This is a genomic window from Pseudophaeobacter sp. C1-32P7 (genome assembly GCF_041008775.1).
Taxonomy (GTDB): Bacteria; Pseudomonadota; Alphaproteobacteria; order Rhodobacterales; family Rhodobacteraceae; genus Phycobacter; species Phycobacter gallaeciensis_A.
Map to the genome: position 1 here is coordinate 269,452 of NZ_JAXGFR010000001.1, position 13,679 is coordinate 283,130.

The following is a 13,679-nucleotide window of genomic DNA, read 5'->3' on the forward strand; positions in this document are numbered from 1 at the left end:
TCGTCTCAGAAAAACGGTGTTTCCGTTACCCGTTCACATCCACCACGACGCGGCCTTTGACCTGCCCTTTGAGGATGTCTGCGCCCAATTGCGGCAGATCCTGCAGAGTTGCGGGCTGGATCATCGCCTCCAGTTTGTCCATCGGCAGATCGGTCGCGATCCGCTCCCAGGCGCGCAGGCGGTTGTCATAGGGCTGCATGACGGAATCGATACCCAGCAGGTTCACCCCGCGCAAAAGGAAGGGCACCACAGTTGCGGGCAGGTTCGCACCACCAGCCAGCCCCACCGCCGCAACGGAGGCACCGTATTTCATCTGCCCCAGCACACGTGCCAGCATCGCACCGCCGACCGCATCAACGCAGCCTGCCCAGGTTTCGCTTTCCAGCGGGCGTTTGACCGTCTCATTGATTTCTTCACGGGCCACGATCTGTGTCGCGCCAAGGCTGCGCAGGTAATCCGCGGTCTCTGGACGGCCGGTCACGGCCGCGACCTCATAGCCGAGATTAGCCAGAATCGCGGTTGCAACTGAGCCAACCCCACCGGCGGCGCCTGTCACCAGAACCGGACCGTGGTCCTTTTGCAGCCCGTGATCCTCCAGCGCCATGACCGCCAACATAGCGGTGAACCCAGCGGTTCCCACTGCCATGGCCTGACGGGTTGTCAGCCCTGCGGGCAGCGGTACCAGCCAATCAGCGCGCACACGGGCCTTTTGCGAATAACCGCCCCAATGGGCCTCTCCCACGCGCCAGCCGGTCAGGACCACCTTGTCCCCCGCCTTGTAACGCGCATCCGAAGACGCCTCGACCGTACCGGCAAAGTCGATGCCGGGAATATGCGGGTATTTGCGGACCAGACCGCCACCAGGGCCGATGCAGAGCCCGTCCTTGTAGTTCACGGTGGAATAGTCCACCGCCACAGTCACCTCGGCCTCGGGCAGGTCATCAAGGCTGATCTCCTCGACCGCCGCAGATGTCTTTCCGGTGTCTTCGTCCTTATTCACGACCAATGCATTGAACATCATGCTTCCCCTCGTTTCACATCCAGAATTTCTCGCGCACGGTGGCCGTGCGCATACCGTCGGGTGTTTCCACCTCAAGTCTTGAGCCCGCATCCCAATGAGTCATACGGATCATACCGATCGCCACATTGGTGCGAAAATCGGGCGACCACGCCGCCGAGGAAATCCGCCCCGCCGGACGACCGCCTGCAAACACCGGCCAGAACTGAGTACAGGGTGGCACGGCATCGCCGTCGATGGCAATCGGGCGGATCTGCTGCACCGGCCCTTCCTTGGCCACCCGCAACAGCGCATCCCGGCCGATACAGCCAATCGCCGTATGAGTATTGCAGAAGCGGCCCAGACCGCATTCATGCGGCGTGTTGTCGTCGGTCATGTCGTTACCGTAGCTGAGCAATCCACCCTCGATCCGTTCGATCAGGTTGGGACAGCCCGCGCGGACCTCAAGATCCTCACCCGCCTCGAACAGCTTGCGCCACAGTGGCATGCCAAATTCGCTGCCCTCCACGTAGATCTCGAACCCGCCCTGTTTGGAATACCCCGAGCGCGCAATGACCAGATCATGACCCTGGAACTGATAGACCCCGAAGCGGAAGAAGCGGATATTGCGGATGCTTTCACCAAAGACGCGCACCATCAGCTCCTCGGCCTTTGGTCCCTGCACGGCCAGCGGTGAGACATCGGGTTCGTCCACCAGCACATCCAGACGCCAGCCATTGGCGATCCCCTTGACCCAGTAAAGAAGGTCGCTGTCCGCGATGGAGATCCACCAGCGGTCCTCGGCCAGCTTAACCGCCACGGGATCGTTCAGCATGCCGCCGGTTTCATCGACGATGGGCACGTAGAAACACTGGCCTGCCGTCATCCCGCGCAGGTCGCGCGGGGTCAGCATCTGCATCAGCCGCCCGGCATCGGGACCGCGCAATTCAACCTGGCGCTCGCAGGCCACATCCCAGACCTGAACATGGTTTTTCAGATGATGGTAATCCGCCTCGACGCTTTCGAAAACCGTGGGCAGCAGCATGTGGTTGTAAACGGTGTAGGCGCGCACTCCGGCCTCTTCCACACCTTGGGAAAACGGGGTGCGCCGCAGCCGACGCGACGGTGAAATCAGTGCCATTGCAAATCCTCCCTGGCAAGGCGCGTTGCCCAGTAGCCTGCGGTCCTCCTCATCCTTACCGGAACAGGGTTTTTACGCTTCACCCAAGGGTCGGAAACCGCGACTCAACGCTTGTTTCCCAAATGTCAGACTTTTAAATGTCTGACAAATGATTTTTACAGCCCCTCACGATATGGTAATGACGCCGGATATCGACAGGACAGTACCCATGAAAATCGACCCTTCCAGTTCCGACGACCTCTCTGTGCAAATCGCACAGGCAATCAAGGACGCGATTATTGGCGGTCAGCTGATCGTCGATGAACGACTTCCTTCCGAGGCCGAACTGGCCGACCATTTTCAGGTGTCCCGCCCGACCGTACGCGAAGCGTTGAAACGGCTTGCGGCGCAATCGCTGATCCGTACGCAGCGCGGCGCCACCGGCGGCGCCTTCGTCAACCGATTGAGTTTTGAGGATGCCTACCCCCAGCAGGTGACCACCTCGACCCTGCTGCTGTCGATGAATGCGGTCAGTTTCGACACAGCCTGCGAAGCGCGTTATGCGCTGGAGCGCGCCTGCGCGCCCTTGTCGGCCCAGCGGCGCACAGCCGATCACCTGGCCACGATGCGCGCCGAGATGTTCCGCCAGTCCCAGCCCGGCCTGACCGATGAAGCCTTCTGCGCCTCGGATGTTGCCTTTCACCGGGCGCTCGTCGATGGCGCGGGCAATCCAGTACTGTCCTATCAGCTGGCTGGCGCAGTCGAGGCGATGCAGCCGCTGATGAACATGATCACCTTCACCGCAAGGGACCGTGCACGTATCGTGGATTTGCACGGACGCATCGCGGATGCCATCGAATCCGGTGACGGCACCGCTGCCAGCGAAGGCCTCAGTGATCTGGAAAAGGAAACGCGCAAGCTGGCCTCGGATGTCTTCGCCGCACGTGCTGCGGCGGTCTCTACCTGACGCCTGATCGCAGGTAATTCGGCCCACAAAATTCGCACGGTCTATCCGATTTGCCCCTTTAACTCCGCCCGGTCAGCACCTATGTTCTCACTGTTCCCTCGTGGAACTATGGACATAAACGCGCTCGTAATAAGCGGATCGGACCCGGGGGCGGTACCCGGCGGCTCCACCATATATCCTTCGTTTGGGGATCATGGGGCCGAAACAGGATCGACGAACGTCTAAAGGGGTTAGCTTTGTCTCGGCTGTCTGCCACCGTTATCGGCGAAACTAGTACAATTGCAAACGACAATCGTGCTCCGGTTGCTCTGGCTGCGTAAGCAGTTCGAGTCGAACCGACTTTAAGTCCTAGCGCCTAGCCGCGTTAGGCGGGGTTCGCAGGTACCTGGCAACAGAAACCTGCACTTTTCCCCAGCTTTCTCAACGATCACAGGCACCCGTATAGGTTTTATTCAGACTCTGGGCGCATCCTATGCGCAAGACGGAGAACTGTGATGACCAACGCTCAACGCTTGCGAAACTGGTATACCGAGGTCTGGGAAAAAGGAAACCTGGACGCGATCACAGATTTCATTGCACCGGACACCATCGCCAAGGGAATCGTTCCTGAAATGCAGATGGGAATCGATGATTTCCGAGACCTTATCATGACCTTTCAGGCCCAGGTCGGGCGGTTTGAAGTGGACCTGCCCAAAGTGATCGCCGAAGGCGACTGGGTTTCAGCCTTTCTCGTCGTACGCACCTCAAGAACCGACACGGGCGCCCCGCTTGAGGTTTCAGGGCAGGTCATGGCCCGGTTCGAAAACGGCAGGATCGCCGAAGCCTATAATCACGTCGACTATATCTGCCTGCTGGAGCAATTGGACCTGTTGCCGCCCGACACGATCCCGATCTGCATGACCGGGCAGCGGCTCGATTGGGTCAGACAGACACCCCACAGCCTCGCCACGGCGCATTAGACCGCCAGCCTCGCAAACAAGCTCAACCCTACTCTTTCTCACTAGAAAATATACACACGTAAAAGTGGTTGATTCGCAGCCACAAGCCCTCTCGACTTCACTGTTGGTAACAAGTACCGGATTGACACTTCAACTCTGACCAACCGAGACCCCAACGAATGACTCATCAGACAGGCAGCGTTCTTGAGACTGTAAAGCAATGGTTTCACGAGCTTTGGGAAGAGGCGGACACGGCCGCCATAAATGCCCTCTCTAATTCTGGCACCACGATGCAGGGAGCGATATCAGAGCTGGCTGCGCCACAGAACTATGGCGAAGTGGTCACCGCGTTGAATGACCTGCTAAAGAATATTCACTTCGAATACGCCTATCCTGTCGAGCAGGGGGAGTGGGTTGCAGTAAAGTTGATCGTGCAGGCGCAATCCGCCGCAACTGGGGATGACGTTCGCTTTACCGGGCAGATCATCGCCCGGGTCAAAGAAGCAATAGTGACAGAACTTATTGCAACCATAGACTACATGAAGATGTTCGAGCAGCTTGGCCAGCTGCCCGAGGATTCCCTCCCGATCTGCCTCACAGGCGAGCAATTGATCTGGGCTCAGTAATCCCTCCACAGCCTAAGCTAGTTTTTTCTGTCTCCGCGGGCGCGGCTGCCCTATAGGCATGCAAGACCCTGCCCCGATCAGCCGCGGAGATCGACTTGTCTGCCAGTTTCACGCCCGACCGCCCGGATCTGCGCGATCTGTTCCGCGTTTTTCTTCGTATCGGCCTGCTGAGCTTTGGCGGCCCCGCCGCCCAGATCGCCCTGATGCATCGCGAACTGGTGGAGCAGCGCCCCTGGCTTAGCGAAGATGAATTCCTGCGCGGTCTCTCCTTCTGCATGCTGCTGCCCGGCCCCGAAGCGATGCAGCTGTGCACCTATACCGGCTGGCGCCTGCGCGGCACCTTTGGGGGGATTCTGGCCGGATTGCTCTTTGTGCTGCCCGGCGCCGCAGTTATCGCCGCATTGGTCTGGCTTTACGCTGCCTTTGGCACCGTGCCGGGGGTTCAGGCCGCCTTTGCCGGGATCAAGGCAGCAGTCATCATCGTGGTTCTGCAAGCCCTGTGGCGGCTCAGCAAGAAGGCCCTCAGCAAAGGCTCCGACTGGGCTCTCGCCGGTCTCGGCTTTGTCGGATTGTTTTTCCTTGGCCTGCCCTTTCCCGTTGTCGTCCTGGGCGCAGGCCTGTTTGGTCTTGTGAAAGGCCAGACACCGGCAGCGGAACCGGCAGAAGTCACAAAGGGACACGGGCCACAATCGCCGCTGCGGATCGCTGCCTTCTGGAGCATTCTCTGGCTGACGCCGCTGGCACTGCTGCATTTTTCCGGCTTCGGCTTTCTGGCAGACATTGGCTGGTTCTTTGCCAAACTCGCCGTGGTAACCTTTGGCGGCGCCTATGCGGTGCTCGCCTATATGAGCCAGACCGTGGTCGAGCAGCATGGCTGGGTCACCGCCGGGCAGATGATCGACGCGCTGGGTCTTGCAGAAACCACCCCCGGACCGCTGATTCTGGTCACCCAGTTCATCGCAATGCTGGCCGGGCTGACGACCGGCGGGATGCCCGTGTTCCTGGCTGCCGGGGCGGTGGCCCTCTGGGCGACCTTCGTGCCCTGCTTCCTGTGGATCTTTACCGCCGCCCCCTATGTGGAGCGCCTGTCCCAGCATCCCCGCCTTGGCAGCGCGCTAAAGGCGATCACCGCTGCGGTGACCGGTGTCATCCTCAACCTGTCGGTCTGGTTCCTGCTGCACGTCCTGTTCCGCGACCTGCCGCAGACACAGGTCGGGCCGCTGTCCTTTGTGGTACCGGACTGGAGCAGCCTTGACGCCGAGGCGCTGCTTCTGACAGCAGTGGCAGCGGGCGCGGCCATCGCGCTGCGCGGGCGGCTGCTCTGGCTTCTGGCGCTTATGGTTGTGGCGGGGCTCGCAGTTGCGGCTGCACCCGATCTGCTGCTCCCGTAATCCCTGTGCCAGAGCGGAAAATGCCCCCTCCGGTCCGTTGTTTTTTTAACAAATCGGTTCCGGTAACTATTTCGTTTCCCGGAGAATCCCCTATGCTAGGGGAAAAGAAAAGGGGTCTCAGCGTGTCCCGAGAAATCGACTACGGTAACCTGATGCATTCCGCCATGCGCGGCCTGATCCGCACCGTCCTGCAGGATGTGGCGGACAACGGTCTGCCCGGCAATCATCACTTCTTCATCACCTTTGACACCCGTCATCCCGATGCCCAGCTTGCCGACTGGCTGCGCGAACGCTACCCGGAAGAAATGACCGTGGTGATGCAGCACTGGTATGACAATCTTGCCGTCGATCAGGATGGCTTTGCCGTCACGCTCAATTTCGGTGAAACGCCAGAGCCGCTCTATATTCCTTACGACGCGATCAAAACCTTCGTGGACCCCTCCGTCGAATTCGGCCTGCGGTTCGAAACCGCCGAGGACGACGTCGAGGACGAACAGCCCGAAGACACCACCGCGCCCGAGGAAGATACGACCACGGACGAGACGGCGGAGAAAACCGACGCCGAGGTGGTATCGCTGGACAGCTTCCGCAAGTAACCGCCGGTCGCGGCCCGCCGGATCTCCAGAAATCCAGATCGTGAAGTACGGCTAAATCTCTTGCACGTCACGGGTGCCGTCTCTTCAGATACCCCGAATAAGGCTTTTGTCCGTTTAAACGATCAGCCGTCGGCGCGGCGTTAGTCCTGACGTTTCAGAAAGGTCGAAACCATCCGGGTCGGCTCACCATTGCGATGGACCACATATTTCAGATCCAGCCCCCCTTTGACCAGGGTGCGGTCGTATTGCTGCATCTCGTAATCGCCGTTCGGCGCGATGAACATTGAAAACACCGTAAAGGTATCTCCGGCAATCCGGCTCCAGACGTAGGGATCGCCTTTCATCGGATCCATCTGGACGGCATGGCCAAAGACGTTCTGCTCCATCGCAGCGGCAAAAATCCCCGAACGATCGCTGTCCACGAAACTGATCTCATAGGTTTTTGCCTTGCGGTTGCCGCCCCCTTTGATGGTGACGGTGCTCCATTTGACGGTAAATCCCTTCTTGGCCTCAGCAATCGTCACGCTCATGTCCCGCAGCTCGCTCTCGCCGTTGGCATGGGTGACGATCACCGACCCGGTGTAGGCCCCGACAAACGGCGCGATATCCGCAATAGCCGCCTGCGCAAGCAGCAGAACTGCGGCACAAAACATCGCAGCCTGAAGCATGACCCAGCGGAGCCATGCCACACCGTCACGTACGGCCGGAAACGCCCTGACGCGGGCAACGGCTGATGGTCTGGAGGGGGCAGAATAATCGGGCACTGGCGTTCCTTGTCTACAGATGAGCGAAAGTATCTTCCGGTGACTTTAGCTTATTTCGGGGCGCAGGCAATCCGGCGCGCCCATTTGTCCCTATACCCGCGCGCGCGTTTCCCTATGATGCGCGCAACTGGCCGATTGCGCCTGACCCGGGCGTCGGCTAAACGGCATGCAACGGCATACGAGACGGAGAGAGACAAGATGTCCGATACCCGCACCGAAACAGACAGCTTTGGTCCGCTGGAAGTTCCTTCCGACAAATACTGGGGCGCGCAGACGCAGCGTTCGATCATGAACTTCCCCATTGGCTGGGAAAAACAGCCCGTCGCCATCTTGCGCGCGCTGGGCGTGATCAAGAAAGCCTGCGCCATGGCCAACAAGGCCTCTGGCAAAATGGACGCCAAGATCGCCGATGCGGTGATCCAGGCCGCCGGTGAGGTGATCGAAGGCAAGTTCGACGACAACTTCCCGCTGGTTGTCTGGCAGACCGGCTCCGGCACCCAGTCGAACATGAACTCGAACGAGGTGATCGCCAACCGCGCGATCGAGATCCTCGGCGGCGTCATCGGCTCCAAGGATCCGGTGCACCCCAACGATCACTGCAACATGGGCCAGTCCTCGAACGACACATTCCCCACCGCGATGCATATCGCCACCGCCATGTCCGTACGCGACGTGCTGGTGCCGGGCCTGACCAAACTGGCCGAAGGGCTGGAAAAGAAGTCCGAAGAGTTCAAGGACATCATCAAGATCGGTCGCACCCACACCCAGGACGCGACCCCGCTGACATTGGGCCAGGAATTCTCTGGCTACGCGCATCAGATCCGTCAGGGTCTGGCACGGGTCGAGGCCGCGATGCCCGGTATCTATGAGCTGGCACAGGGCGGCACCGCCGTCGGCACCGGGCTCAATACCCAGAACGGCTGGGGCGAAACCGTAGCGGCCAACATGGCCGAGATCACCGGCCTGCCTTTGGTGACCGCACCGAACAAGTTCGAGGCACTGGCCGCGCATGACGCCATGGTGTTCCTGTCCGGCGCGCTCGCGACCATCGCAGGCAGCTGCTACAAGATCGCCAACGATATCCGCTTCCTCGGCTCTGGTCCGCGTTCGGGGCTGGGTGAGCTGATCCTGCCGGAAAACGAACCCGGTTCCTCGATCATGCCCGGCAAGGTGAACCCGACGCAGGCAGAGGCGCTGACACAGGTCGCCGCTCACGTCATGGGCAACGACGCCGCGATCAAGTTCGCGGGCAGCCAGGGCCATTTCGAACTGAACGTCTACAACCCGATGATGTCCTACAACCTGCTGCAGTCGATCCAGCTGCTGGGTGATGCGGCGGACAGCTTTACCGAGCGGATGCTGATGGGCATTCAGGCCAACGAGCCGCGCATCGAAAAGCTGATGAAAGAGTCGCTGATGCTGGTCACCGCTCTGGCGCCGACCATCGGCTATGACAACGCCACCAAGGTCGCCAAGACCGCGCATAAGAACGGCACCACCCTGAAGGAAGAAGCCATCGCGCTCGGCTTTGTGGATGAAGCCACCTTTGACGCTGTGGTGCGCCCCGAAGACATGATCGGGCCCAAGGCCTGATGGCGGAACCGGTCAATCTGAACCGGTTCAGAAAACAAAAAGCGCGGGCCGAAAAAAAGGCCCGCGCTGATGCCAACGCTGTGAAATTCGGCCGCAGCAAGGCTGAGAAACAGCTGGACCGCAGTCGGCGTGACAAAAGCGACCGCCAACTTGACGGTCACAAGTCCGAAGAATGAGCAACCGTCCCAAGAAACACTCCCTGACCCTGCGCGGGCACCGCACATCGGTCTCGCTGGAGGATGAATTCTGGACCGCCTTCCGCGCCATAGCCGCCAAGGAAGGCCGTGCAATCAACGACTTGGCCGCCGACATTGATGAAGAACGCGGAACAGAATGCGGGCTGGCCTCGGCCATCCGCCTGCACGTTTTGCGCCACCTGCAGGCGCATCAGACCGGGGACTGACCCCGCCGCTCCAGCCGCAGCCAGATCCCATTCTTTGCCCGCACCGTTAGATGTGCAACCGGCACAGGCTCCTTGCCTGCCACCGGCGCCACCCGGAAATGGCGCAGCAGCATCGACAGGATCAACGGCCCTTCGACCATGGCAAAGCCAGCACCGGTGCAGACCCGGGGACCAGCCGAGAACGGCATATAGGCTTCACGTTGACACTTTTTACCATTCTCGGTTTGCCAGCGCTCCGGATCAAAGCCATCCGGGTTGTCCCACAGCCGTTCGTGGCGATGCAGGTGCCAGGGGCTGAGCACCAGTTGCGACCCTTTCGGCACTTCGCGGTCGCGGAAGCGTTCGGGGCACGTCGCCTCGCGTACCATCATCGGCACAGGCGGATAGAGCCGCAGCGCCTCGCGGAACACATCGCGGCTGATGCGCAGGCGGGATACTGCGGCGAAACTGTCGTCCTCAAGCGCGGCGGCTTCCTCGGCCACCCCTTCCTGCCACTCTGGATAAATCGCCATCAGATAAAGCGTCCAGGCCAGCGCCGAAGCACTGGTTTCATGCCCGGCCAGAAAGAAGATTGCCACCTGATCGACCATTTCCTCGGTCGAAAAGCGCGCCCCGGTTTCCGGGTCGGCAGTGGTCATGATCTTGGTCGCAAGGTCCTGCGGCGCGGTTCCGGCAGCGATTTCGGCTGCGCGCTCATCCGTCAACTGGGTAATCAGGGCGCGAATTCGCGTAGCATTTTCCCGCGTTCCCTTGCGAAAGAAACGCGGCATCCAGCGCGGCACCGGCACAAAGGCGGCGAGATTCAGGATTGGCTGGCTGCGCTGGTAGTCCCGGAAGCGGGAAAACACCTCGGCGGCAACCTCGTGCTCGATGGGGATGGAAAATAGCGTGCGAAAAATCACATCCGCCGCCACATGCGAAGTGACTGCTTCGATCTCCACCTCCCCCTCCTGCCCCTTGAGGCGCGCGGCAGCGGCTTCGGCAGCGGCACGCATCGCCGGGAAGGTCTCTTTCAGACGCCCGCCTTCGAATGCCGGGTCGATAATCCGGCGCTGGCGCTTCCAGACTTCGCCGTTGGTCAGGAACACCGAATTACCCAGCAGCGGCTTCAGCCCCTCGCTGATCCGGTCCGATTTCGGGAAATCGTCCGGGCGGTCCTTCAGCACCGTTTTCACCAGATCCGGCTGGTTCAGCAGGAAGGACCGGAAGAAGGGCGTGCGGAACTCCGCCATCCAGGCCCGGTAAAGCCGCGCGGGCTGCGCCGACAGGATGTCCTTGCGAAACAGCCTCACATAGCGCCAGAGCGATACCTTGTCCGGCCGCGCGGGCGGTTTGGGCGGTAGAGGCGTCATGGTGCTGTCACCGAGGTATAGCCCGAGGTCGGCGCCTCGATCCGGGATTTCGACGCAGGCCGCCCCTCGTAACGCTCCGCCAGCGAGATGGGGCCTGCGGTGATCTGAAAGTAGTCATAGTCACCGGGCCGGTCAAAGGCGCAGAGATACTGAAAATGCAGCCGGAAGAACCGCCAACGCAGCTCTTTCCAGCGCTCTGGGCTCAGCGTTTGTGTAAAGGCCGCCGAAACGACCAGTGGCCAGCGTTTTTCATCTGGTGCAACGCCGCTGACGCAGACCGGATCGCACAAGGCAAAGGCGCAGCCATCCCCCGGCGCGCTGACATCTACCCAAGAAAGTTCCGGACTGACCGACAGATACCGCAGATCGCCGCGGAGCCGGTCGGCCTTTGGCAGGAAGGAAACCATCGGCACCACCTGACCAAGGCTGAGAAACCCCAACGCCGGGCGCGCCGCGGGCAACCCTTCGCGCAACAGATCCGCCAGCACCGAAACACCAACATGGGCGCCGGAGGAGTGGCCAACGACCAAAACCTCATCCACTGTGTTCTCTTCGATGGCGCGGCGGATCAGCTGCCGGAACTCCGCCATGCGCGCCTCCAGCTCGGGCGGGTTGGCCCCGCGCGAGGCTGCGGAATAGGCGTAATCATGCATCAGGTAATAGGCAAAAAGCTTACCATCGCGCGCCTTGAACCAGCGCAGCAGTGCAATTGCAGTTAAAATCAGCGCCGCAATGAATGCCACCGCGCCGATGACCGCCGCTGTCTGAGGCCCGGCCACGGAGTTGAGTGCCCATTGTGCGAGCCGGTCGATTGCACCCCCGGCAATCGCGCCGAGAACCAGCGCCAGCAGCAATTGCATCAGCAGCATGCCCACCGGATAAAGCGCCGCAATCACCGGCCCCTTGCGCAGACGCATCAGGCGGAAAAGCGCGCCGGTCGAAATATAGATCCAGGCCGTGCGCGCCAGTTGCAGATATGTCGCCGGGATGGAGGCCGCCATGCTGCCCCGCACGATGTCGGACCAGACCAGAACCTCCACATCGGCCGTCACCTCGCCTCCGTCAACCTCGGCCTCTACGTGCCAACCATAGGGGCCGTTGGACTGTTTCGGGCGCTGCGAGATCTGATAGCCGGAGATCGCCGCCTGCGCGGCGCTTTCGCTGCGGTACAGCTCGCGATAGCGGCGGGGGTGGATGGGATCGTAACCGGGGATGTAAAAAACCTGTCGGCGGCGCACTGTTGCACCGCCGATGGATTGATCGCAGTCCTGCCTTGCCGTTCTGCCCATTCCGGCCTCATCCGATTTCACTCGAGATTAGCGGCGGATCTGGGCAAGAGTAAGACCCCGGCGGCGGCTCTTAGCCAAGTGTTGCAAGCGCGGGGAATGTTTCCAGCAGCCACCAGGAGAAGGTGGAGAACAGACCGGTCACCAGCATGATCCCAACCACGAGCAGAAGGCCGCCCATCACCTTTTCGATGAGCCCCATGTGGCGCTTCATCCGGTTCATCAGCGCCATGGAACGGTTAAGGAAAATCGCCGCCAGCAGGAAGGGAACGCCCAGTCCCAGCGCATAGGCGCCGAGCAACAGCGTGCCGCGGCTGACCGAGGCCTCAGAGGCCGCCAGCGACAGGATCGCGCCCAGCTGCGGGCCGATGCAGGGAGTCCAGCCAAAGGCAAAGGCGAGACCAAGCACATAGGCCCCGATGGCGGACCCACCGGATTGCCCCGCTTCCATCCGTGCTTCGCGGTCGAGGATCGGAATGCGGAAGACCGACAGGAAGTGCAGGCCAAAGACGATCACGACAACGCCGGAGACCTTGGCGAACAGCTCCTGATTTTGCAGGACGAAGGCGCCAAAGGCCGAGGCGGTGAACCCCAGCAGCAGGAACACCGTCGACAGCCCCAGCACAAAGAACAGTGCCGAGACGATCACCTTGCGCCGGGCGGTTGCCGTGCCTTGCATCTCTCCGATGGTGACGCCGCTCATATAGGCCAGATAGGGCGGCACGATCGGCAACACACAGGGCGACAGAAAGCTGATAAGACCAGCCGTCAGCGCCACGAACATGGCAGGAATCAGTCCTGCGTCGATGATTTCAATTCCAAACATAGCCTTCATTTAGACCAGCGCAGATCAAAGGTCACTGGTACCTGCGGTCACATCCTTGTGGACAGGCTGTGAGAGGCACCTTATCTGCAGGATATGACTGACGAAAACACCACTCTAGATGCCATCGGGTTGCTTTGCCCCCTGCCCGTTCTGAAGGCCCGCAAACGGCTGAAGGCGCTGGCCCCGGGCGATACGCTGACCATGCTGGCCGATGATCCTGCGGCCATTATCGATGTGCCGCATTTCTGCGCCGAGGCCGGGCATGAGTTCCTTGGCCAAAGCGACGGGACCGGTCACCAGATCTACCGCATCCGAAAAGGCGGCTGAGATCCCTATTTACATGGGGCGAAAGCCAGGTCCACGCACCTGAACAGGTCAGTTTGTCTCTCTCTCGAGACCAAGCGCCGGAGTGTCCTGGCTGAAGGTATTGACCCAGCCTGCATCAGTGCGCTGCCAGATGGAACTGACGTACATCACCTCTTCCACCTCCTTACCGCAGCGGCTGTAGAGTGCGCGGTAAGACAGGAGTCCGTGATCCGGCCCCAGCGCCCTGACTTTTGCCTCCGAGATCTCGTAGCGGTCAATCGACGCACCAGCGCTGATCTGCGCCACGTGATCCTCCCGGCCCGCAAAGCCGTCCGGGTAAACCCCCAGAAAATCCGCACTTAGCAAGGCGGCGTCTGCTGCACTGTCGCCGGTCTGCAGCGCCTGCCAAACCCGCGCCTCACACTCCAGCAGTGCGTTCAGTAGCTCTGTGTCGCTGTGCGGCCGCGTCTTTGCCATGGCGATCCCCTCAGTAATGAAAAAGGGGCGGACCCTG

16 protein-coding genes and 1 other RNA gene are annotated in these 13,679 nt (G+C 60.8%); 10 read left to right on the forward strand and 7 right to left on the reverse strand.

Going from position 1 to position 13,679, the window contains the following annotated elements:
* Window positions 1–25: 25 nt before the first annotated feature.
* On the reverse strand, window positions 26–1,018 hold the full coding sequence (gene acuI / locus SM763_RS01235; RefSeq protein ID WP_368997506.1) for an acryloyl-CoA reductase: 993 nt from the start codon (window positions 1,016–1,018) through the stop codon (window positions 26–28).
* Window positions 1,019–1,034: 16 nt separating this feature from the next.
* Complete coding sequence (locus SM763_RS01240) at window positions 1,035–2,138, reverse strand: dimethylsulfoniopropionate demethylase (RefSeq protein WP_274867552.1); 1,104 nt, start codon at window positions 2,136–2,138, stop codon at window positions 1,035–1,037.
* 208 nt (window positions 2,139–2,346) lie between these two features.
* Here SM763_RS01240 and SM763_RS01245 point away from each other — a divergent pair, with 208 nt between their 5' ends.
* From SM763_RS01245 to SM763_RS01270, 6 genes are all read left to right on the forward strand, one after another.
* The gene (locus SM763_RS01245) at window positions 2,347–3,084 is read left to right on the forward strand and encodes a FadR/GntR family transcriptional regulator (RefSeq protein ID WP_368997134.1); all 738 of its coding nucleotides are present in this window, start codon (window positions 2,347–2,349) and stop codon (window positions 3,082–3,084) included.
* 53 nt (window positions 3,085–3,137) lie between these two features.
* Window positions 3,138–3,490: a transfer-messenger RNA gene (ssrA, locus tag SM763_RS01250) on the forward strand.
* Between the two features lie 88 nt (window positions 3,491–3,578).
* Window positions 3,579–4,043: an ester cyclase gene (locus SM763_RS01255; protein WP_368997136.1), complete on the forward strand. Its 465-nt coding sequence runs from the start codon at window positions 3,579–3,581 to the stop codon at window positions 4,041–4,043.
* 158 nt (window positions 4,044–4,201) lie between these two features.
* Window positions 4,202–4,648 carry an ester cyclase gene (locus tag SM763_RS01260; RefSeq protein ID WP_065273398.1) on the forward strand — a complete coding sequence of 149 codons (447 nt, stop codon included), beginning with the start codon at window positions 4,202–4,204 and terminating at the stop codon, window positions 4,646–4,648.
* Between the two features lie 89 nt (window positions 4,649–4,737).
* On the forward strand, window positions 4,738–6,039 hold the full coding sequence (chrA, locus tag SM763_RS01265) for a chromate efflux transporter (RefSeq protein WP_425537293.1): 1,302 nt from the start codon (window positions 4,738–4,740) through the stop codon (window positions 6,037–6,039).
* Window positions 6,040–6,161: 122 nt separating this feature from the next.
* Window positions 6,162–6,635 carry an SspB family protein gene (locus SM763_RS01270; RefSeq protein ID WP_274833897.1) on the forward strand — a complete coding sequence of 158 codons (474 nt, stop codon included), beginning with the start codon at window positions 6,162–6,164 and terminating at the stop codon, window positions 6,633–6,635.
* A gap of 140 nt (window positions 6,636–6,775) precedes the next feature.
* Here the strand turns inward: SM763_RS01270 and SM763_RS01275 are convergent, their stop codons facing one another.
* A complete protein-coding gene (locus SM763_RS01275; protein WP_368997138.1) occupies window positions 6,776–7,399 on the reverse strand; it encodes a hypothetical protein in 624 nt (207 codons plus the stop codon).
* A 198-nt stretch (window positions 7,400–7,597) separates the two neighbouring features.
* Here SM763_RS01275 and fumC point away from each other — a divergent pair, with 198 nt between their 5' ends.
* Genes fumC through SM763_RS01290 form a run of 3 tightly spaced genes read left to right on the forward strand, consistent with a single transcriptional unit; the run spans window position 7,598 to window position 9,395 of the window.
* Complete coding sequence (gene fumC, locus SM763_RS01280) at window positions 7,598–8,992, forward strand: class II fumarate hydratase (protein ID WP_368997140.1); 1,395 nt, start codon at window positions 7,598–7,600, stop codon at window positions 8,990–8,992.
* Entirely contained in the window at window positions 8,992–9,168 is a 177-nt protein-coding gene (locus SM763_RS01285; protein ID WP_065273394.1) for a DUF4169 family protein, read from the forward strand. Before fumC ends, SM763_RS01285 begins: the two co-directional genes overlap by 1 nt.
* The gene (locus SM763_RS01290) at window positions 9,165–9,395 is read left to right on the forward strand and encodes a ribbon-helix-helix domain-containing protein (RefSeq protein WP_274827974.1); all 231 of its coding nucleotides are present in this window, start codon (window positions 9,165–9,167) and stop codon (window positions 9,393–9,395) included. The genes SM763_RS01285 and SM763_RS01290 overlap by 4 nt, the downstream gene beginning before the upstream one ends.
* Here the strand turns inward: SM763_RS01290 and SM763_RS01295 are convergent.
* The 3 genes from SM763_RS01295 to SM763_RS01305 all read right to left on the reverse strand — a co-directional run bounded on the left by SM763_RS01295 (window position 9,380) and on the right by SM763_RS01305 (window position 12,859).
* The gene (locus SM763_RS01295; protein WP_368997141.1) at window positions 9,380–10,747 is read right to left on the reverse strand and encodes a cytochrome P450; all 1,368 of its coding nucleotides are present in this window, start codon (window positions 10,745–10,747) and stop codon (window positions 9,380–9,382) included. The genes SM763_RS01290 and SM763_RS01295 overlap by 16 nt on opposite strands.
* Complete coding sequence (locus tag SM763_RS01300; protein ID WP_368997142.1) at window positions 10,744–12,036, reverse strand: hypothetical protein; 1,293 nt, start codon at window positions 12,034–12,036, stop codon at window positions 10,744–10,746. The genes SM763_RS01295 and SM763_RS01300 overlap by 4 nt, the downstream gene beginning before the upstream one ends.
* Window positions 12,037–12,106: 70 nt before the next feature.
* Entirely contained in the window at window positions 12,107–12,859 is a 753-nt protein-coding gene (locus SM763_RS01305; RefSeq protein ID WP_368997144.1) for a cytochrome c biogenesis CcdA family protein, read from the reverse strand.
* A 93-nt stretch (window positions 12,860–12,952) separates the two neighbouring features.
* On the opposite strand from SM763_RS01305, the gene SM763_RS01310 reads away from it, so the two are divergent.
* On the forward strand, window positions 12,953–13,186 hold the full coding sequence (locus tag SM763_RS01310) for a sulfurtransferase TusA family protein (protein WP_274827971.1): 234 nt from the start codon (window positions 12,953–12,955) through the stop codon (window positions 13,184–13,186).
* Window positions 13,187–13,234: 48 nt separating this feature from the next.
* Here SM763_RS01310 and SM763_RS01315 read toward each other — a convergent pair whose 3' ends face one another.
* On the reverse strand, window positions 13,235–13,642 hold the full coding sequence (locus tag SM763_RS01315) for a DUF4440 domain-containing protein (protein WP_368997146.1): 408 nt from the start codon (window positions 13,640–13,642) through the stop codon (window positions 13,235–13,237).
* Between the last annotated feature and the right edge of the window lie 37 nt (window positions 13,643–13,679).